Genomic DNA, 19,302 nt, shown 5'->3' on the forward strand with positions numbered 1-19,302 from the left:
ATGGCCTTGAGTGGGCGACGGCCGGCTGCATAGAATCGACGCATGCCGACCGATACCGACCGCGCGCGCCACGATGAGGCGGCCCTCACGCCCTGGTTCCCGAGCGGCGAACTGCCGCACCATCCAGGGGTCTACCAACGCCGCTACCCCGGCGGCCCCTACAGCTGCTGGGACGGCCGCGCCTGGCGTTACGACGCCGTGACGCCCGACGCCGCGGCCCGCCAGGCGGCTGCCAGCCCGCACCAGGCGGCCGCCTGGCGCGGCCTGCTGCAGGCGCCGCCGCAAGACTGCATGACCTGCCGCGGCCACGGCGTGGTGGACCATGGCGACGACCCGGACAGCGGCGAACCGCTGGTGGAGCCCTGCCCCGACTGCTGACGCCGGCAGGGCCCCAAGCGGGGCCGGTTCAGGCCTCGGCAGCCGCCAGCGACGCTTCGCCGGCAAACAGCCGCTCGAATTGCTCGCTGGCCACGGCCGGCGAGCACAGGAAGCCCTGGAACTCGTCGCAACCCGCCTCCACCAGGAAGGCACGCTGCGCCTCGGTCTCCACCCCCTCTGCAATCACCTTCAGCCGCAAGGCCCTGGCCAGTCCCACCACCGCGGTGACGATGCCGGCATCGCTTTCGTCCCCCGGCAAGCCCTTGACGAAGGAGCGGTCGATCTTCAGCTTCTCGATCGGGAAGCGCTTCAGATAGCCCAGGCTGGAATATCCGGTGCCGAAGTCGTCAATGGCCAGGCGCACGCCCAGGGCCGCCAGTGCCTTCAGCCTCAGCAGCGCCTCGCCGGCATCCTGGATCAGGATGGACTCGGTCAGCTCCAGCTCCAGCCGCTGCGCCTGCAGGCCGTGGGCGGCAATGACGGCGGCCACCCGCTCGACGAATCCGCCCTGCTGGAACTGCAAGGGCGAAACGTTCACGGCCACCCCCCAGTCCAGGCCGGCCGCCTGCCATTGCGCCGCCTGGCGCACCGCCTCGTCCAGGACCCAGTCGCCCAGGGCGACGATGAAGCCGCTTTCCTCCGCCACGGGGATGAACTGTGCCGGCGACACCTGGCCCAGGTCGTCGTCATGCCAGCGCAGCAACGCCTCGGCACCCTTGACGCGGCCGCTGCGCAGGTCCAGCTGCGGCTGGTAGTGCAGCCGGAAATCGCCACGCTGCAGGGCCTGCCGCATCGCATGGTCGATCTTCATGCGCGACAGCAGGTTCACGTTCATCTGCGGCTGGTAGAAACGGAAGCTCGACCGGCCCCGCTCCTTGACGCGGAACATCGCGGTGTCGGCGTTCTTGATCAGGTCGTCCAGCGTGGTGCCGTCGTTGGGATACAGCGCGATGCCGATGCTGGCCGTCACGGTGAAGGAATGGCCATCCAGCGTCAGCGGTCGCGACAGCGCGTCCAGCACCCGGCGCGCCGCCGCCTCGGCCCCACGGGCGTCGGCCTGGTGCACCAGCAGCACGAACTCGTCACCGCCCAGGCGGGCCAGGGTGTCCACCTCGCGCACGCAGGACTTGATGCGTTCGGCCACCTCCACCAGCACCCGGTCGCCAAAGGCATGGCCCAGCGAATCGTTGATGTGCTTGAAGCGGTCGAGGTCGACGAACAGCATCGCGAAGGCATGCTGGTCGCGCCGGGCCAGCGCAATCTCGAACTCCACCCGCTCGCTCAGGACCAGCCGGTTCGGCAGCCCGGTCAGCGCATCGGTATAGGCCAGCTGCTCGATGCGGCGCTTGGCCGCCAGCTTGTCCTTGAGGTCCTTGATGAAGCCGATGTAGTGCAGCGTGCGGCCCTGCTCGTCGGGCAGCCGCACCAGGCTGACCTGGCAGGGCCCGGCATGCGCCTCGCCCAGCTGGTGCCAGTGCCACAGCTCGCCCTCCCAGTAGCCCTGCGCGCTGAGGTGGCTGCGCACCCGGTCCATCTGCGCCAGGTCGCCCGGCTGGTGCAGCAGCTGGGCCGTCTCCCGGCCGAGCAGGCCATTGCGGTCGCAGCCGGTCAGGCGCTCGCACCCCGGGTTGGCGGCGATCACGCGGTGGCCGGCATCGGTGACGAAGATGGCGTCCAGGCTGGCCTCGAACACCTTGGCCGCCAGCTGCTGGCGCGACTCGGCCGCCAGCCGCGCGGTGATGTCACGGAAGGAATAGACCCGGCCGATCGGCTGCCCGCGGCTGTACTGCGGCAGGGTCACCCGCTCCAGCACGCGGCCGGCCTGCAGCACCAGCGTGTCGCTGGCCTCCAGCAGCGGCGAGCGGGCAATGTGCTGCAGCCGTTCGGCATAGGCCTCGGCGTCGCGCACGGCATGCTGCATCCAGGCAAACACCGCCTGGTCGTCGCGCCGTGACAGCAGCGACTCCGGCAGCGCCCACAACTCGGCGAAGCGCCGGTTGTAGCCGCGGATGGAACCATCGAGGTCCAGAGCCAGCACGCCGTCGGCGGTCGACTCCAGCGTCGCGCGCAGCTCGGCCACCAGCTTCTCGAGCTCGGCGGCCGCCTCCTGCTGCTCGCTGCGGTCGAGCACGCTCATCATGAAGACCGAAGCGCCGGAGGCGAAGCGCACCCGGCTCACGCGGCGCTCCACCGGCAGCGTGGCACCGTCGGGACGGGTCAACAGCGTGTCGGAGCGGATGCGGTCGGACAGCCCGGCCGCCACGTCCTCCCAGAAGGCCAGGTCTTCCGGCGTCGCGGCGAGCGCCACCACTGGCTGCCCGACCACCGAGCCCGCCTCCACGCCCAGCAGGCGGTCGGCTGCGGCATTGGCGGCCATCACCCTCAGCTCGATGGGATCGATCAGCCAGGCGGCCTCCAGCATGGCGTCGATCAGGGGCTGCAGCAGCGACAGTGGCGGCACCCCCTGCACCACCGCCGCCAGGATGGGTTCACCGGCCGTCCTCATGCCGCCATCCTCTCGCAGCCCGCCAGCGAGGCACTGGCCGGCGGCTCGAAGAAATAGCTCACGCGCTGCCGCGGAGCCAGGTAGTCACGCGCGGCCTGCGGCAGCTGGGCCGGCTTCAGGCTGCGCCGTATGCCCAGGGCCGGCAGCGCCTCCAGGTCCAGCAGCAAGGCGTCCTCGCGCGGCACGCCGGGGTCGTGCACGATCACCCGCGGCTTCAGGGGCCGGGCCGGGTTGACCGAGGCCACCAGGGCGTAGCGGTCGTCGCCCAGCTGCACCACCGAGCCCGGCGGGTACACGCCCATCATCTTGATGAAGGCGTTGAGCAGGCTCGCGTCGAAACGCTGCTTCATCTGCGCGAACATCAGCGACAAGGCCTCGTGCGGCGTGAGCGCGCGCGCCGGGTTGGGGTGGTTGCAGAGGTTGTCGTAGCGATTGACCAGGGCGACGATGCGCGCCGCATGCGCGATGCGCGGGCCGGACAGGCGCTGCGGGAACCCACTGCCGTCGGCATGTTCATGATGCTGGGCGATGATCAGGGCCGCTCCCAGCCCGAGCTGCATGCGGCGCGCCAGGTCCAGCCCGTGCGCCACATGCTCCTGGTAGAACTGCAGCTCCACCGGCGAAAGGTGGTCGCTGCGCCAGCGCACGCGGTCGGGCAATTCGACCTTGCCGATGTCGTGCAGCAGCGCGCCCAGCCCCAGTTCGTGCAACTCGGCCTGTTCCAGGCCGCAGGCCTTGCCGAGCAGCAGGGCCACCACGGTGACGTTGATCGCATGCCCGGCTGCACGGTCGCCCGAGGTTTCACCGAGCAGCCGGATGCAGATGTCGCCGCCCCGGCCGAGGCAGTCCAGGAAGCCGCCGATCAGCTGCTCGCTGCTGCGGCGGGCGCCTTCGGGATCGCTCTGTACCTGCTCCAGCACCTGCCGATGGACGCGGCCGGCCTGGGCGAACTCCCGCTCGCAGGCAGCCAAGCTGGCCTGCTGGGCCGCCAGCAGCTCGCGCCGCGCCTGGCGCGCCCGCGCAGCGTCGTCCACCGCGGGACCGGCGCTCGGTGCACCGGGCGCGGCGGCCGGCGGCGCCGCCTCCGGCGCCGCGCCGGTATCGCTGCGTACCGGGTCCCAGCGCACCTGCGCCAGGCCCAGCGAACGGATGATCTCGATCTGCTCCTGCGAAGCAATGCGAAAGCTGCTGCGCGCAAAGGGGTGGGCCATCCAGCCGAGGTCGAGGTGCACGTACATGCCGACCTGGAGTTGGAGGACGTCGATGCTGCAAGCGGGGGAGGTTTTCTTGTCTTTCATTCCCGAGAGCCGACCGCGTTGGAGGGTCCGGCTCCCGGGATATCGGCCGCTGCGGCGCCAGCTTGAGGGCCGCCCCGGTTCAGCCGAGCAGCGCCTTGATGTGCTGCAAGGTGGCCGGGTCCTCGATGGTGGTCAGATCGCCCGGGTCCCGCCCCTCGCACACCGCCTGCAGCGCACGGCGCAGCAGCTTGCCGGAGCGTGTCTTGGGCAAGGCCGTGACGAATCTCACGCGCGCCGGCCGGGCCACCGCGCCGAGCTGCTCCTCCACCCGCTTGAAGACCTGCCCTTCGAGCATGAGCTGCTGCGCCGTGTCAGCCGCCTGGGCCGGGTCCTTGAGCACCGCGAACGCCATCGCCACCTGGCCCTTGAGCGTGTCGGCCACGCCCACCACCGCCACCTCCGCGACGGCCGGATGGCTGGCGATGCTTTCCTCGATCTCGCGGGTGCCGAGCCGGTGGCCCGCCACGTTGATGACATCGTCGGTGCGGCCGAGGATGAAGTAATAGCCCTCCTCGTCGCGCACCGCCCAGTCGAAGGTGTTGTAAGTGTTGCGGCCGGGGAAGCTGCGCCAGTAGGTGTCGACGAAACGCCGGTCGTCCCCCCAGACGGTCTGCATGCAGCCGGGCGGCAGGGGCCCCTCGATGGCCAGCACCCCCTTGCGCCCGGGGCCCTGCAGTTCCTCGCCGGTGTTCTCGTCCAGCAGGCGCACGTCATAGCCGTACATCGGCACGCCGGGGGAGCCGACCTTGGCGGCCTGGCCGGGCGCAACGCCGCGCGCCAGCGTGAGGATGGGCCAGCCGGTCTCGGTCTGCCAGTAGTTGTCGATCACCGGCTTGCCCAGGCTGTCGGCGATCCACTGGGCGGTGGGTTCGTCCAGCGGCTCGCCGGCCAGGAACAGCGCCCGCAGCGAGGACAGGTCGTGGCGGCGCAGGTGCTCGGGGTCGTGGCGCTTGAGCACGCGCACCGCGGTCGGCGCGCTGAACATCACCGTGACCCGGTAGCGCTCCACCAGCCGCCACCAGATGCCGGCGTCGGGGCGGATCGGCAGCCCCTCGTAGAGGATGGTGGCCATGCCGGCGATCAGCGGCCCGTAGACGATGTAGCTGTGCCCCACCACCCAGCCGATGTCACTGGTCGAGAAGAAGGTCTCGCCGGCCTGGCCGCAGAAAATGTGCTGCATGCTGGCCGCCAGCGCCACCGCGTAGCCGCCGGTGTCGCGCTGCACGCCCTTGGGCCGGCCGGTGGTGCCGCTGGTGTAGAGCGTGTAGCTCGGATGCCCGGCGTCGACCCAGGTGCAGGCCACCTCGGCCTGCAGGTGCCGCTCGCGCAGCGGCGCGTAGTCGACGTCGCGGCCGGTCACCCGGTCCATCGCCGCGAGGCCGCGGTCCACCAGGAGCACCGTGGCGGGCGGGTGTTCTGCCAGCCGGATCGCCTCGTCCAGCAGCGGCTTGTAGGCCACCACCTTGCCGGCGCGGCTGCCGGCATCGGCGCTCACCACCAGCCGCGGCCGGGCGTCATCGATGCGGCTGGCCAGGCTCACGCTGGCGAAGCCGCCGAACACCACCGAATGGATGGCACCCAGCCGCACGCAGGCCAGCATCGCAAACACCGCCTCGGGAATCATCGGCATGTAGATCAGCACCCGGTCGCCCAGCCGCACGCCCAACGACTGCAGCACCGCGGCCATGCGCTGCACTTCCGCGTGCAGCTCGGCGAAGCTGTAGCTGCGCTCCTCGCCGGTCTCGCTGGACACGTGGATCAGCGCCGGCTGCGCCGCCCGACCCGGCAGGTGGCGGTCCACCGCGTTGTGGCAAAGGTTGGTGCGGCCGCCGGCGAACCACCGGGTGAAGGGCGGCTGGCCGGTGTCGCAGATGGTCTGCGGCGGGGTCTCCCAGTCGATCAAGCGGGCCTGCTCGGCCCAGAAACCGTCACGGTCGGCGATCGAGCGCCGGTAGAAGTCCTGGTAATCCATCACGGGGTCTCCTGCAGGTGGCGCTCGCCGCCGCCGACCCTCGACCTGGACTGGCGGGGCCCCGGCGGGAAGCCGGCGATTCTTATGTCTTATAGAAGAGTCGCCAGGCCATTGAAGGTGCGGAGGCTGACTCTGCCCTGACGCGTAGGGGGCCAGCAACCTGGCGGTTCTGCCGGCCGGAACGCCGTGCCAGACGCCGTCGCGCCGCGGCCGGGCGCCGCCTGGAAAGGGGGCGCAAGCCGCGCTATCGACCGGCCGCAATTCTTAATATGTTGAAAAATCTGTCCTAACTACTTGTATTTGCGGGATTTTTTGGTTGACTCCTGCGTTTCGGTGCACTAAGGTCGCGGCCATGCTGTATTGCCGCCGTCCCCTCCGCGCCCGCTGGGCCCTGGTTGTCCTTGCCCTGGCCTGTGCGCCGGCGCTGGCCAACCCGGATGCAGACCCGGTCAGCCAGTTCCTTGCCGAGAAGGGCCTGGTCGCACCGGCCGCCCCTGCACCGGCCCCTGCTCCCGAGGAAAAGCGCGGCCTGATGGCCCATGTGCGCGACACCACCTCTGAGATGGTGATGACGGCCATGAACTTCCTCGGCGTGCCCTACCGCCGCGGCGGCGACTCCGCTGAGGAAGGCTTCGACTGCAGCGGCTTCACCCGCTACATCTTCGAACGCAGCCTGGGCCTGGTGCTGCCGCGCCGGGCCGACGAGCAGGCCAAGGCGCCCGGCCTGATCAAGATTTCCAAGGACGACCTGAAGCCCGGCGACCTGGTGTTCTTCAACACCCTGCGTGCCACCTTCTCGCATGTCGGGATCTACATCGGCGAAGGCAAGTTCATCCACTCGCCCCGCAGCGGCTCCGAGGTGCGCATCGAGGACATGCGCATCTCCTACTGGACCAAGCGCTTCACCGGCGCGCGCCGCCCGAGCACGCTGGACACCGGCAGCGCCCCGACCCTCGGCGCCACCCTGCCCGGCGGCTCCCCCGCTGCGCTGAGCTCCCCCGCCTACCCTGACTTGCGTCAACCCTGAGTGTCGCGGGGCCGCCGCAGCGGCCAGGGACCAAGGGTTTGTGCAGATGGACCTCCCCGGTCCGCTGCGGTTAACGGCACAATGGCCGGCATGGGCGAAAAAATCATCCCCTTGGCGGATCACCGCTACCTTGCGGCCGCGCCGCGGGTGCCCTCGCTCCTGGAGCCGCCCACCGGGCGGCTGAGCGACCGCCGCGGACGCCCTCTGCGCGACCTGCGCATCTCGGTCACCGACCGATGCAACTTCCGCTGCAGCTACTGCATGCCGAAGGAGGTCTTCGACAAGCACTACCAGTTCCTGCCGCACAGCTCCCTGCTGAGCTTCGAGGAGCTGACCCGGCTGGCTGGCGTGTTCGTGGCCCATGGCGTCGAGAAGATCCGCCTGACCGGCGGCGAGCCGCTGCTGCGCAAGGACCTGGAGCGCCTGGTGGCCATGCTGTCGGCGCTGCGCACGCCGGCCGGCCGGCCGCTGGACCTGACGCTGACCACCAACGGCTCCCTGCTCGCGCGCAAGGCGCAAGCCCTGAAGGACGCCGGCCTGCGCCGTGTCACCGTCAGCCTGGATGCGCTCGACGACACCATCTTCCGCCGCATGAACGACGCCGACTTCCCGGTGGCCGACGTGTTGCATGGCATCGAGGCCGCCGAGCGAGCCGGTCTCGGCCCGATCAAGCTCAACATGGTGGTCAAGCGCGGCACCAACGACCAGGAGATCCTGCCGATGGCGCGCCACTTCCGCGGCACGCCGGTGGTGCTGCGCTTCATCGAGTACATGGACGTCGGTGCGTCCAACGGCTGGCGCATGGACGAGGTGCTGCCTTCCGCCGAGGTGGTGGCCCGGCTCGACGCCGCTTTCGGCCTGGAGCCGCTCGCGCCGGCACAGGCCGGTGAAACCGCACAGCGCTGGCGCTGGCGCGACGGCAGCGGCGAGATCGGCGTGATCTCCAGCGTCACCCAGGCCTTCTGCGGCGATTGCAATCGCGCCCGGCTGTCCACCGAGGGCAAGCTCTTCCTCTGCCTGTTCGCCCACCGCGGCCACGACCTGCGCGCCCTGTTGCGGGGTGGCTGCTCCGATGCGCAGCTGGCCGGCGCCATCGGCCAGGTCTGGAGCGAGCGCAGCGACCGCTATTCGGAGTTGCGCAGCTCGCTGCCGGCGGAGCAGGCCGGGCACGGCGGCCCGCGCGTCGAGATGCACTACATCGGAGGTTGAGATGGGTGCGAGCCGCAGCCTCCCTCCCTCGCCTGCCGCCCTGCGGCCGGTCCAGGCTCCCGGCGGCGCGGCATGATCGAGCGGCGCCACATCACGGGCCTGGTGCTGGCCGGCGGGCAAGGCAGCCGCATGGGTGGCATCGACAAGGGCCTGCAAGCCTTCCGGGGCCAGCCGCTGGTGCAGCACGCGCTGCAGCGGTTGAGCCCGCAGGTGCACACCACCCTGATCAGCGCCAACCGGCACCTGGATCGCTACCGCAGCTTCGGGGCGCCGGTGCTCACCGATTCCCTGCCGGGCCATGCCGGCCCCTTGGCGGGCTTCCTGGCCGGGCTGCAGCATTGCCGCACCGAGTGGCTCGCGTGCGTGCCCTGTGACAGCCCGATGTTTCCCCTCGACCTGGTGGAGCGGCTCGCCCACGCACTGCGGACGCAGGGCGGGGACATCGCCATCGCCCGCACCGGCACGCAGCTGCAGCCGGTGTTCTGCCTGATGAAGACCCACACCGCCGACAGCCTGATGCGCCACCTCGATGCAGGTGGGCGCAGAATCGAACGCTGGTGCGTCGAGCACGGTTGTGTGGAAGTCCCCTTCGAAGAGAAAGCGGCCTTTGCCAATGCCAACACCCTGGAAGAGCTTCAGAAGCTCGAAAGTGCCCATGACTGACCAGCTTCCGGTGCAGATCCGACGCCTGCAACCCGAGCACCTGCCGGCGTACAAGGCCTTGCGCGATGAAGGCCTGGAACGCCACCCCGAGTCCTTCACCTCCGATCCCCGCACCGAACGGCAACGCTCGCCGGAGAGCTACCTCGGCCGGCTCGGTTGGTCGGAGCCGATGGGCGGCACCTTCCTGCTCGGCGCCTGGCTCGGCGAAGAGCTGGCCGGCACGGTGGCCTGCGAGCGCGAGCTGATGCCCAAGGTGCGCCACCGCGCCAGCATCGTCGGCATGTATGTGCGCGAGAAGCACACCCGCCGCGGCATCGGCCGGCAGTTGCTGAGCGCCGGCATCGAGCTGGCGCGGCAGGCCGAGGGGCTGGAGATCCTCACCCTGACCGTGACCGCCTCCAGCGAGCGCACCGTGCGCATGTACGAGCGCGCCGGCTTCCGCATGTACGGCCTGCTGCCGCGCGCCATCCGGGTCGAGACCGGCTCGCGCGTGCAGTACTTCGACAAGGCCTACATGCTGCTGGAGCTGTGAGCGCCGTGGCCGCAGCAGCAGGCGCCCCCGGCGCCGCGCCCGTTCTCACCGTCGAGCAAGCCCGCCAGCGGGTGATGGCCGGGCTGCCGCGTGTGCAGGAGCGAGAACGCCTGTCGATCCGCCATGCGCTGGGCCGCGTGCTGGCCGACGATGTGGTCTCGCCGATCGACGTACCGGCCCACGACAACTCCGCGATGGACGGCTACGCCCTGCGCGCGGCCGACCTCGCCGGCAGCGGCCCGACGCAGCTGCCGGTGGCCGGCACGGCGCTGGCCGGCCAGCCCTTCCATGGCAGCCTTCCGGCCGGCCATTGCCTGCGCATCATGACCGGCGCCATGCTGCCGCCGGGCCTGGACAGTGTGGTGCCGCAGGAAGCGGTCAGCGTCGTCGACGGCCGGCTCGTGGTGCCTGCCGGCAGCGTCCAGGCCGGCCAGCATGTGCGCCTGCGCGGAGAGGACTTGGCCCGCGGCCGGCCGGCCTTGCCGTCCGGGCGGCGGCTGCGGTCGGCCGACCTGGGGCTGCTGGCGTCGCTGGGGCAGGCCGAGGTCGTCGTCTGGCGGCCGCTGCGGGTGGCGGTGTTCTCGACCGGGGACGAGCTGCGCGGCATCGGCCAGCCGCTCGACGAAGGCTGCATCTACGACAGCAACCGTCACGCGCTGCTGGGCCTGCTGCAGGGCCTGCCGGTGGAAGCGCTCGACCTCGGCATGGTGCGGGACGACCCGGCAGCCCTCGAGGCGGTGCTGCTCGGCGCCGCCGCACAGGCTGACGTCATCCTCACCTCCGGCGGCGTGTCCAGCGGCGAGGCCGACCACACCCGGGCCCTGCTGGCCCGGCTGGGCCAGGTGACCTTCTGCTCCCTGGCCATGCGCCCGGGGCGCCCGCTGGCCTTCGGCCGCATCGCCCACCACGGCCGCGAAGCGCTGCTCTTCGGCCTGCCGGGCAATCCGGTGGCCAGCATGGTGGCCTTCCTGGTGTTCGTGCGCGATGCGCTGCTGACCATCGGCGGCGCCACCGCGGGCCCGCCGGTGCTGTTGAAGGCCCGGGCGAGCGGCCCGATGCGCAAGCGGCCGGGCCGCACCGAATACCAGCGCGGCCTTCTCGGCTGTGCCGACGGCGAGCCCACCGTGCGGCTCACCGGTTCGCAGGGCTCCGGCATCCTGCATTCGATGTCGCAGGCAGACGCCCTGGTGGTGCTGCACCATGAGCAGGGCGACGTGGCGCCCGGCGACTGGGTCGACGTGATGCCCCTGCAGGGCCTGCTCTGAACCGGCCGCCGCCGCGCCCCTCCTCGGCGGCGCGGGCCGGCGCGTGCCGCGCGGTGACCCTCAGTGCCCGGTGGCCTGCGCCGCGACGGGCGTGGTGATCGGCCCTGGCGTGCTCTTGCGCGCGAACAGCGTGTACATCGTCGGCACCACGAAGATGGTGAGCAGCGTGCCGAGCGTCATGCCGCCGACGATCACCCAGCCGATCTGCTGCCGGCTCTCCGCCCCCGCACCGGTAGCCAGCGCCAGCGGCAGGGCCCCCAGCACCATGGCACCGGTGGTCATGAGGATGGGGCGCAAGCGCATCGCCGCGGCATGGCGCACCGCCTCGAACACGCCCTCGCCCAACTGGCGCTGCTGGTTCGCGAACTCGACGATCAGGATGCCGTGCTTCGTGATCAGCCCCACCAGCGTGATCAGGCCGATCTGCGAATAGACGTTCAGCGTGCCGCCGGCCAGCTTGAGGGCCAGCAGCGCGCCCACCATCGACAGCGGCACCGACAGCAGGATCACGAAGGGATCGACAAAGCTCTCGAACTGCGCCGCCAGCACCAGGAAGATGAACAGCAGGGCCAGCACGAAGACCAGCGCCAGTGCACCGCTGGAGCTGCGGAACTCGCGCGAGACACCGTTGAGCTCGGTGGAGTAGCCCGGCTCCAGCAGCCGCGAGGCGGTGTCGTCCATGAAGGCCAGCGCTTCGCCGAGCGAGTAGCCCGGTGCCAGGTTGGCCGTCAGGGCCACCGAGCGGCGCTGGTTGAAGTGGTTCAGCTCGCGCGGCGCCACCGTCTCCTTCACCTTGACGAGTGAAGACAGCGGGATCATGCGGCCGTCCCGGCCACGCACGAACAGCCGCTCGATGTCGTCCGGCCGGCTCCGGCCGGCGGCCTCGGTCTGCACGATGACGTCGTACTGATCCGCGTCCTGCTTGTAGCGGGTCACGTTGCGGCCGCCCAGCATGGTCTCGATGGTGCGTGCGATCTGGTCCACCGCCACGCCGGCATCTGCCGCCCGCTCGCGGTCCACGTCGATGAAGATCTCGGGCTTGTTCAGCCGCAGGTCACTGTCGGGCTGCACCAGGCCGGGGTTCCGGGCCATCTCGGCCAGGAATTTCTGCGCCACCTGGTTCAGGTTGTCATAGCTGTCCGAAGTCACGATGACGAAGTTCACCGCCCGCTCGCGGAAGCCCTGCCCGAGCGACGGCGGCGTGATCGGGAAGGCGTTCACGCCCGGCAGGCCGGCGAACTTCGGCTGCAGCGCCTGCGCCAGGTCCATGGCCGAGCGCTCGCGGTCGTCCCAGTCCACGGTGCGCAGGAAGGAGATGCCCTGCGACACGCTGGGGTTGCCCGACACGACGAAGATGCGGTCGAACTCCTTGTACTGGCCGCCCAGGCGTTCGATCTCGCGCATGTACTTCTCGGTGTAGGCGAGCGTCGAGCCGTCAGGCGCGTTGACATTGACCAGCACGGTACCGCGATCCTCCATCGGCGCCAGCTCGCTCTTGGTGGTCTTGAACAACGCCCAGCTGGCTGCCGCGCAGGCGGCCATCACCGCCACCACCACCCACCGCCGGCCCAGGCTCCAGCCCAGCGCGGCTTCATAGGTCCCGGTCAGGCGCACCAGGCCGCGCTCCATCCAGCGGTCGAACCTGGAGGGCGCGGCATGGTGGCGCAGCAGCTTGGAGCACATCATCGGCGAGAGCGTCAGCGCCACGAAGCCCGACACCACCACCGCACCGGCCAGCGTCAGCGCAAACTCGACAAACAGCCGCCCGGTGCGCCCCGGCGTGAAGGCCAGCGGTGCGTAGACCGCCGCCAGCGTGAGCGTCATCGCCACCACCGCAAAGCCGATCTCCTTCGCGCCGGTCACGGCCGCGGCGAAGGGCGACAGCCCTTCCTCGATGTGGCGGAAGATGTTCTCCAGCACCACGATCGCATCGTCCACCACCAGGCCGATGGCCAGCACCAGGGCCAGCAGTGTCAGCGTGTTGATGCTGAAACCGGCCAGCGCCATCAGCGAGAAGGCGCCGATCAGGCTCACCGGAATGGTCACCAGCGGAATGATGGAGGCGCGCAAGGTGCGCAGGAAGACGAACACCACCAGGGCCACCAGCACCACCGCCTCGGCAATGGTGTGGTAGACCGCCTTCACCGAGCGGTCAATGAAGATGGTGTTGTCGTTGGCCACCTGCACCTCCACTCCCTGCGGCAGGTCCTCGGCCAGGCGCGGCATCATCGCGCGCACGCCGGCCGCGACCTCCAGCGGGTTGGCGGTGGCCTGCCGCACCACGCCGAGCGACACCGCCGGGCGACCGTTCAGGCGCACGCTGGAGCGCTCGCTCGCCGCGCCCTGCTCGATGCGGGCCACGTCGCGCAGGCGCACCGTGTAGCCATTCACCTGGCGCAGGGCAACCTCGCCGAACTGCTCCGGCGTGCGCAGGTCGGTCTGTGCCGTCACGCTGAACTCGCGCTGCTGGCCCTCGATGCGGCCAGCCGGCACCTCCAGGTTCTGCTTGCGCAGCGCGTCCTCCACATCCTGCACCGTCACGGCCAGCGCGGCCAGCTTGTCGGGGTCCAGCCAGACCCGCATCGACTGGGTGCGCTCGCCGCGCACCACCACGTCGGCCACGCCGGGCACCGTCTGCAGGCGCGGCTTGACGACGCGGTTGGCCAGGTCGGTCACCTGCAGCGGCGACAGGGCCTCGGTGGTGAAAGCGAGCCAGAGCGTGGGCGAGGCATCGGCCTCGACCTTGGAGATCACCGGTTCCTCCACCGCCTCGGGCAGTCGCCCGCGCACCCGCGAGACCCGGTCGCGCACATCGGCGGCGGCGTTGTCCGGATCCTTCTCGAGCTTGAAGCGCACCGAAATCTGGCTCTCTTCCTGCCGCGAGATGGAAGTGATGATGTCCACGCCGTCGATGCCGGCGATGGAGTCTTCCAGCGGCTTGGTGACGGTGGATTCGATCACCTCGGAGGAGGCGCCGGTCAGCTGGGTGCGCACCGTCACCACCGGCTCGTCGATGCGCGGGTACTCGCGCACCTGCAGCCGGGTGAAGGACACCAGGCCGACCAACACCAGCAGCAGCGACAGCACGGTCGCGAAGACCGGGCGGCGGACGGACACTTCAGCGAGTTGCATAGCGCGCTTTCACTCGTGGGGATACAGGCGACATCGAATGCGCCTCAAGGCGCCCGGCCGCTGGCCGGCGCCAGGCTCACCCGCGCCGCGGCGCGGGCTTCGCCCTCTTGCCCGTTGGCGGCTGCCGGTGCGCTGGCGGCGCCGCCCGGCGCCGCCCCCTGGCCCAGCTCGACGATGCGCAGCGGCGCGCCGTCGCGCTGCAAGCGCTGGTGGCCCGCCGTCACCACCGTGTCGTCGGCCGCCACGCCCTTCACGATCTCCACCTGGCCCTGCCGGCGTGCGCCGGTCTGCACCTCGACCCGGCGGGCCACCGTGGCGCCCCTGTCCGGCCCCGGCACCGCCTTGATGACGTATTGCTTGCCGCCCTGCGGCAGCAAGGCCTCCTCCGGCACCACCACCACCCCGTCACGGGTGGACAGGCGGATGTCGACGCGAGCGAACATGCCCGGGCGCAGAGCGCCGTCAGGGTTGGCGATGCTCGCTCGCACCAGCACCGAGCGGCCGTCCGCATCGACCTGCGGCTCCAGCGCCTCCACGCGTGCCTCGAAGCGCCGACCTGGCAAGGCGTCCAGGCTGACCGCGGCGGGCTGACCCGGCCTGAGTTGCGGCAGGTAGCGCTCGGGCAGCCGGAAGTCCACCAGGATGGTGCCCAGGTCTTCCACGTTCACCAGCTCGGCGCCGGCATTCACATAGTCGCCCACATTGACGGCCCGGATGCCAGCCACGCCGTCGAACGGCGCCAGGATGCGCATGCGCGCCAGCTGGGCGCGGGCCAGGGCCAGCTGGGCTTCGGCCACCTGCAGGTTGGCCGCGGTCTGGTCCACCGACGCCTGGCTGACGAAGTTCTCCGCCAGCAGCTCGCGGTTGCGCTTGTCGTTGGCACGCGCAATGCTGAGCTGGGCGTCGGCCTGACGCACCTGCGCCGCCAGCAGCGTCTCGTCGAGCTGCACCAGCAGCTGGCCGCGGCGCACCGGCTGGCCGTCCTTGAAGCCCAGCGCGGCGACCCGCCCGGCCACCTCGGGCCGCAGCATCACCCCCTGGCGCGAACGCAGGCTGCCAACCGCCTGTGCCTCCTCGCTGAGTGAGGTGGCACGGGCCTTGGCCACCTCGACCGCCACCGGCCCGGGCCCAGCAGCGTCTGCAGCGCCGGCGCGGCCGGTACCGCCCCCGCGGGATGCGCCCGGCGACACCGTTTCGACAGCAGCCGCCTGCGCGGAGGTGGGCCGGTTCTGGTACCAGTAGGCGGCAGCGCTGGCCAGCGCCATGCCAACAACCGCCACGGTGGCGTGCAACTTCTTCATTGGGGGTGGTGAAAGCCTCAGCCATCTCACTGTAACCGGCGCACCACGCCCCCTGTTCACACTTCTTCACACGGCCGGGTGCCGGCCGGGGCGCCGGCCCTCAACCGGCGCGCGCCACGCCGCGGTTGGCCAGCGCATCGGCGCGTTCGTTGCCGGGGTCGCCGGCATGGCCCTTGACCCAGTGCCACTGCACGTGATGCAGCGAGGCCAGCGCATCGAGCCGCTGCCACAGCTCGGCGTTCTTGACCGGCTTCTTGTCGGCCGTCTTCCAGCCGCGCGTCTTCCAGCCGTGGATCCACTCGGTGATGCCCTTGCGGACGTATTCGCTGTCGGTGTAGAGGGCCACCTCGCAGGTGCGCTTCAGGCTGGCCAGTGCTTCGATCACCGCGGTCAGCTCCATGCGGTTGTTGGTGGTCACCGGCTCGCCACCGAACAATTCCTTCTCATGGCCGTTGGACTGCAGCCAGGCGCCCCAGCCGCCCGGCCCGGGATTGCCCTTGCAGGCGCCATCGGTATAGATCACCACCTTGGGTCGCGTTATGCCTGTCGTCATGAAGCTGAAGATCCGAAAAATGAAAGAAGGGTCGAGGAAGGCGCCAGGACCGCCGGCGCCATCGCGCGCCGGCCGGTCAGCGCCGAGGTTCCGACAGGTCGCGCAGCGGCTGGCGGCGTGATGCGGCCACCGCAGGCGCGCGCTGCTGCGCCTGCTGCCGGCGCTTCCAGGCCGGGTTGATCAGGCGCATGCCGCGCACCCGTTTGGTGGCCATCAGGAAGTAGGCGGCTCCCAGCACTGGCCACCAGCGCTCGCCGGCCCGCTCCATCCAGCCGAAGCGCTCCAGCCAGAGCTCGGAGCGCAGCGCAGGCCGCCAGCAGCCGAAGCGGCCGCCTTCGATGTCGAAGCTCAACAGGCGCAGCCAGTCGCGCAGCCGCCAGTAGCCAATCAGGTCACCGGCCGGCGGCAGGAAGTCGGTGCCCATGCCGAGCCGGGCGCACAGCCCCGCGCTGCGCTGCTGCACACCCCACAGGCTGGCCGGGTTGAGGCCGAGGGCCAGCAGCTTGCCCTCCGGCACCAGCACCCGCTCGACTTCACGCAGCGTCTGGTGAGGATCGCGCGACAGCTCCAGGGTGTGCGGCAGCACCACCAGGTCCAGGCTATGGGTCTCGAAGGGCAGCGCCTCGAAATCCGTCATGACCGCATGCGGCACGCTGCGCGGTACGGCACTGGCCGGCGCACCGGCGGCGCTGAGCGCCACCCAGCGGTGCGGCATGCGGTTCTGCGCCAGCGCGTCGAGTTGCGGCAGGCCGAGCTGCACGGCATGGAATCCGAACAAATCGCCTACAGTTCGGTCCAACTGCTCCTGCTCCCATGCCAACAAATACCGGCCGGCTGGCGTGAGCAACCACTCATCCAAACTTATAATCCGCCCGTTTTGCGTCATGGAACTGGTTGCCTTACCCGCCTTTGCCGACAACTACATCTGGATGATTCATGAGGGCCAGGAGGCCCTTGTCGTCGATCCAGGCCAGGCAGCGCCGGTCATTGATGCCCTGGACCGCCGCGGGCTCCAGCTGACCGGCATTCTAGTGACCCACCATCACGCCGACCACGTCGGCGGCCTGGAAGCGCTTCTCCCTCGTCTGGGGGGGCCCGTATTCGGGCCGGCCGGCGAGGCCCTGCCGGTACACTTCGAGCCGCTGCGGCAAGGCGACCGTGCGATCTGGCGCGGCCACCAGTTCGAAGTGATCGACGTGCCCGGCCATACCGCCGGGCACATTGCCTACTGGAGCACCGATGTCGGCGACGCGCCGGTGCTGTTCTGCGGCGACACGCTCTTTTCCGCCGGCTGCGGCCGGCTTTTCGAAGGCACGCCGGCACAGATGTCGGCCTCGCTGGGCAGGCTGGCCGCCTTGCCCGGCACCACCCGCGTGTGCTGTGCGCACGAATACACCTTGAGCAACCTGCGCTTCGCTGCCGCGGTCGAACCCGGCAATGCCGACATCGCCGCCCATCGGGCACGCTGCGAAGCCTGGCGGGCCGAGGGCCGGCCCACCCTGCCCAGCACGCTGGACCAGGAGTCCCGGATCAATCCCTTCCTGCGCTGCGATCAGCCGGCCGTTGTCGCGGCTGCCCGTGCGCAGGGCGCTGCCGGCGACGACCCGGTGAGCGTGCTGGCCGCCCTCAGACAATGGAAAAACGAATTTCGATGAAGCCTCTCCTGACACGCCCGGGCTGGCTGCTGGCCATGGCGGCCAGCCTGCTCGCCTCGGGTTGCGCCACGGGCCCGCTGCCGTCCGCCAAGACCGCACCGTCGGCGCAGGCCGCCGCCAGCGCGCCGGCCAACGGCGCCTCCGCCCCCGAACTCGCCAGCAAGCCCAGCGAAGCCGCGCTGAAGGCGCTGGAGCAGGCACGTGACGAGGACGACCCGCGCGATGCCGCGGTGATCGTTCCCGACCCCGAAGCCACGCCCACCGGCACCACCGCCAACAGCCCGCCCGGCCCGACGTCGGCCGACATCGTGGTGTCCGACCTGTGGGTGCGCATCCGCCAGGGGTTCAAGATGCCCGACCTCGAAGGCGAGCTGGTGCACGATCGCGAGCAGTACTACGTCTCGCGGCCCGACTACATGCAGCGCATGACCGAGCGGGCCAGCCGCTACCTCTTCCACATCGTCGAGGAAATCGAGTCGCGCGGCATGCCGACCGAGCTGGCCCTGCTGCCCTTCATCGAAAGCGCCTTCAACCCGCAGGCCATGTCGGTCGCCAAGGCCTCCGGCATGTGGCAGTTCATTCCGTCCACCGGACGCGACTTCGAGCTGACGCAGAACATGTTCCGCGACGAACGCCGCGACGTGCTCGCCTCCACCCGTGCCGCGCTCGATTACCTGGCCCGGCTGCACGGCATGTTCGGTGACTGGCACCTGGCGCTGGCCGCCTACAACTGGGGCGAAGGCAGCGTGCAGCGCGCCATCGCGCGCAACCGCAAGGCCGGCCTGCCAACCGACTACCAGAGCCTGCGCATGCCGGTGGAAACGCGCTACTACGTGCCCAAGCTGCAGGCCATCAAGAACATCATCCACCGGCCGGAGTCCTTCGGCGTCTCGCTGGCCTCGATCGAGAACCACCCCTACTTCCTGACCGTGGCCATCCAGCGCGACATGGACGTGGCGGTGGCCGCCAAGCTGGCCGGCATGCCGCGCGACGAATTCCGCGCCCTCAATCCGCAGATGAACCAGCCGGTGATCCTGGCCGCCGGCACGCCGCACATCCTGCTGCCCTACGACAACGCCCGCAAGTTCATCCGCAACCTGGCCGACCACACCGGTCCGCTGGCGACCTGGACGGCCTGGGTCGTGCCCAAGACCATGCGCCCGGCCGAGGCCGCCAAGCAGGTCGGCATGAGCGAAGCCGAGCTGCGCGAGGTCAACAAGATCCCGCCGCTCATGCTGATCAAGGGCGGCTCCACGCTGCTGGTCGAACGCCAGGCGCGCAAGCACCACGAAGACGTCTCGGCCGAGGTGGCCGACAACGCCGTCATGTCGCTGGCACCCGACCTGCCGCCCGTGCGCCGCACCGTGGTGCGCGCCGGCGCGCGCGACAGCGTGGCCTCGGTGGCCAAGCGCTATGGCGTGAGCGCCGCCCAGGTGGCGAGCTGGAACAAGGTGGGCAGCAGCGCCCGGTTCAAGCGCGGCCAGCAGATCGTGCTGTTCGTGTCACCCAAGCGCGCCGGCCGCAGCCCGGCCGCCACCCGCCTGGCGGCCCGCCAGGAACAAGCCAGCCCGCGCGCCACCCTGCGCAAGGGCCAGCGCACCGTCGTCGCCTCGAAGACCGAGCGCAAGCAGGCCGCGAAAGCACCCACGCGGGTCGCCCGCAAGGACGCCGGCAAGGCCTCGGTGCGCACTCAGGGCAAGGGACGGGTCAAGGTGGCCCGCAACTGAGCCGCCCTCGACCCCACCACCGGTGGACCTGAAGGCCGCGCCAAAAGCGCGGCCTTTTACTTGGGCGCATGGCTTCCCTTCCGC

15 protein-coding genes are annotated in these 19,302 nt (G+C 70.5%); 8 read left to right on the forward strand and 7 right to left on the reverse strand.

Annotated features, from left to right (window positions below):
- Positions 1-42: 42 nt before the first annotated feature.
- Positions 43-378: a hypothetical protein gene (locus N7L95_RS04755; RefSeq protein ID WP_301258669.1), complete on the forward strand. Its 336-nt coding sequence runs from the start codon at positions 43-45 to the stop codon at positions 376-378.
- 28 nt (positions 379-406) lie between these two features.
- On the opposite strand, the gene N7L95_RS04760 is transcribed toward N7L95_RS04755, so the two are convergent.
- The 3 genes from N7L95_RS04760 to N7L95_RS04770 form a co-directional block, all read right to left on the reverse strand.
- On the reverse strand, positions 407-2,884 hold the full coding sequence (locus N7L95_RS04760; protein WP_301258670.1) for a sensor domain-containing protein: 2,478 nt from the start codon (positions 2,882-2,884) through the stop codon (positions 407-409).
- Positions 2,881-4,182, reverse strand: coding sequence for a cyclic di-GMP phosphodiesterase (locus N7L95_RS04765; protein WP_301258671.1), 1,302 nt, complete (start codon positions 4,180-4,182; stop codon positions 2,881-2,883). Before N7L95_RS04765 ends, N7L95_RS04760 begins: the two co-directional genes overlap by 4 nt.
- Before the next feature lie 79 nt (positions 4,183-4,261).
- Positions 4,262-6,154, reverse strand: a complete 1,893-nt coding sequence (locus N7L95_RS04770; RefSeq protein WP_301258672.1) for a propionate--CoA ligase — start codon at positions 6,152-6,154, stop codon at positions 4,262-4,264.
- A 352-nt stretch (positions 6,155-6,506) separates the two neighbouring features.
- Between N7L95_RS04770 and N7L95_RS04775 the strand changes: the two genes are divergently transcribed.
- The 5 genes from N7L95_RS04775 to moeA all read left to right on the forward strand — a co-directional run bounded on the left by N7L95_RS04775 (position 6,507) and on the right by moeA (position 10,850).
- The gene (locus N7L95_RS04775; protein WP_301258673.1) at positions 6,507-7,181 is read left to right on the forward strand and encodes a C40 family peptidase; all 675 of its coding nucleotides are present in this window, start codon (positions 6,507-6,509) and stop codon (positions 7,179-7,181) included.
- A gap of 90 nt (positions 7,182-7,271) precedes the next feature.
- Positions 7,272-8,390 carry a GTP 3',8-cyclase MoaA gene (gene moaA, locus N7L95_RS04780; RefSeq protein ID WP_301258675.1) on the forward strand — a complete coding sequence of 373 codons (1,119 nt, stop codon included), beginning with the start codon at positions 7,272-7,274 and terminating at the stop codon, positions 8,388-8,390.
- 72 nt (positions 8,391-8,462) lie between these two features.
- A complete protein-coding gene (gene mobA / locus N7L95_RS04785; RefSeq protein ID WP_301258677.1) occupies positions 8,463-9,053 on the forward strand; it encodes a molybdenum cofactor guanylyltransferase MobA in 591 nt (196 codons plus the stop codon).
- A complete protein-coding gene (locus N7L95_RS04790; protein ID WP_301258678.1) occupies positions 9,046-9,585 on the forward strand; it encodes a GNAT family N-acetyltransferase in 540 nt (179 codons plus the stop codon). Before mobA ends, N7L95_RS04790 begins: the two co-directional genes overlap by 8 nt.
- Positions 9,586-9,590: 5 nt before the next feature.
- Positions 9,591-10,850, forward strand: coding sequence for a molybdopterin molybdotransferase MoeA (moeA, locus tag N7L95_RS04795; RefSeq protein WP_301258679.1), 1,260 nt, complete (start codon positions 9,591-9,593; stop codon positions 10,848-10,850).
- A 60-nt stretch (positions 10,851-10,910) separates the two neighbouring features.
- Here moeA and N7L95_RS04800 read toward each other — a convergent pair whose 3' ends face one another.
- The 4 genes from N7L95_RS04800 to N7L95_RS04815 form a co-directional block, all read right to left on the reverse strand.
- Positions 10,911-13,982, reverse strand: a complete 3,072-nt coding sequence (locus N7L95_RS04800) for an efflux RND transporter permease subunit (protein WP_301258680.1) — start codon at positions 13,980-13,982, stop codon at positions 10,911-10,913.
- 44 nt (positions 13,983-14,026) lie between these two features.
- Positions 14,027-15,283, reverse strand: coding sequence for an efflux RND transporter periplasmic adaptor subunit (locus N7L95_RS04805; RefSeq protein ID WP_301258681.1), 1,257 nt, complete (start codon positions 15,281-15,283; stop codon positions 14,027-14,029).
- Positions 15,284-15,383: 100 nt separating this feature from the next.
- A complete protein-coding gene (rnhA, locus tag N7L95_RS04810; protein WP_301258682.1) occupies positions 15,384-15,836 on the reverse strand; it encodes a ribonuclease HI in 453 nt (150 codons plus the stop codon).
- 76 nt (positions 15,837-15,912) lie between these two features.
- Positions 15,913-16,722 carry a class I SAM-dependent methyltransferase gene (locus N7L95_RS04815; protein WP_301258683.1) on the reverse strand — a complete coding sequence of 270 codons (810 nt, stop codon included), beginning with the start codon at positions 16,720-16,722 and terminating at the stop codon, positions 15,913-15,915.
- Between N7L95_RS04815 and gloB the strand changes: the two genes are divergently transcribed.
- Both gloB and N7L95_RS04825 read left to right on the forward strand, forming a co-directional pair.
- Positions 16,721-17,491, forward strand: coding sequence for a hydroxyacylglutathione hydrolase (gene gloB, locus N7L95_RS04820; RefSeq protein WP_301260072.1), 771 nt, complete (start codon positions 16,721-16,723; stop codon positions 17,489-17,491). The two genes, N7L95_RS04815 and gloB, sit on opposite strands and share 2 nt — an antisense overlap.
- The gene (locus tag N7L95_RS04825; protein ID WP_301258684.1) at positions 17,488-19,218 is read left to right on the forward strand and encodes a transglycosylase SLT domain-containing protein; all 1,731 of its coding nucleotides are present in this window, start codon (positions 17,488-17,490) and stop codon (positions 19,216-19,218) included. Before gloB ends, N7L95_RS04825 begins: the two co-directional genes overlap by 4 nt.
- Positions 19,219-19,302 lie beyond the last annotated feature (84 nt).

It is taken from the genome of Eleftheria terrae, from assembly GCF_030419005.1.
GTDB classification, from domain to species: Bacteria; Pseudomonadota; Gammaproteobacteria; order Burkholderiales; family Burkholderiaceae_C; genus Caldimonas; species Caldimonas terrae.

Coding starts and splice junctions, on each gene's coding strand:
- N7L95_RS04755 (WP_301258669.1), top strand. CDS start 43: ATGCCGACCGATACCGACCGCGCGCGCCACGATGAGGCGGCCCTCACG.
- N7L95_RS04760 (WP_301258670.1), bottom strand. CDS start 2,884: ATGAGGACGGCCGGTGAACCCATCCTGGCGGCGGTGGTGCAGGGGGTG.
- N7L95_RS04765 (WP_301258671.1), bottom strand. CDS start 4,182: ATGAAAGACAAGAAAACCTCCCCCGCTTGCAGCATCGACGTCCTCCAA.
- N7L95_RS04770 (WP_301258672.1), bottom strand. CDS start 6,154: ATGGATTACCAGGACTTCTACCGGCGCTCGATCGCCGACCGTGACGGT.
- N7L95_RS04775 (WP_301258673.1), top strand. CDS start 6,507: ATGCTGTATTGCCGCCGTCCCCTCCGCGCCCGCTGGGCCCTGGTTGTC.
- moaA (WP_301258675.1), top strand. CDS start 7,272: ATGGGCGAAAAAATCATCCCCTTGGCGGATCACCGCTACCTTGCGGCC.
- mobA (WP_301258677.1), top strand. CDS start 8,463: ATGATCGAGCGGCGCCACATCACGGGCCTGGTGCTGGCCGGCGGGCAA.
- N7L95_RS04790 (WP_301258678.1), top strand. CDS start 9,046: ATGACTGACCAGCTTCCGGTGCAGATCCGACGCCTGCAACCCGAGCAC.
- N7L95_RS04800 (WP_301258680.1), bottom strand. CDS start 13,982: ATGCAACTCGCTGAAGTGTCCGTCCGCCGCCCGGTCTTCGCGACCGTG.
- N7L95_RS04805 (WP_301258681.1), bottom strand. CDS start 15,283: ATGAAGAAGTTGCACGCCACCGTGGCGGTTGTTGGCATGGCGCTGGCC.
- rnhA (WP_301258682.1), bottom strand. CDS start 15,836: ATGACGACAGGCATAACGCGACCCAAGGTGGTGATCTATACCGATGGC.
- gloB (WP_301260072.1), top strand. CDS start 16,721: ATGGAACTGGTTGCCTTACCCGCCTTTGCCGACAACTACATCTGGATG.
- N7L95_RS04815 (WP_301258683.1), bottom strand. CDS start 16,722: ATGACGCAAAACGGGCGGATTATAAGTTTGGATGAGTGGTTGCTCACG.
- N7L95_RS04825 (WP_301258684.1), top strand. CDS start 17,488: ATGAAGCCTCTCCTGACACGCCCGGGCTGGCTGCTGGCCATGGCGGCC.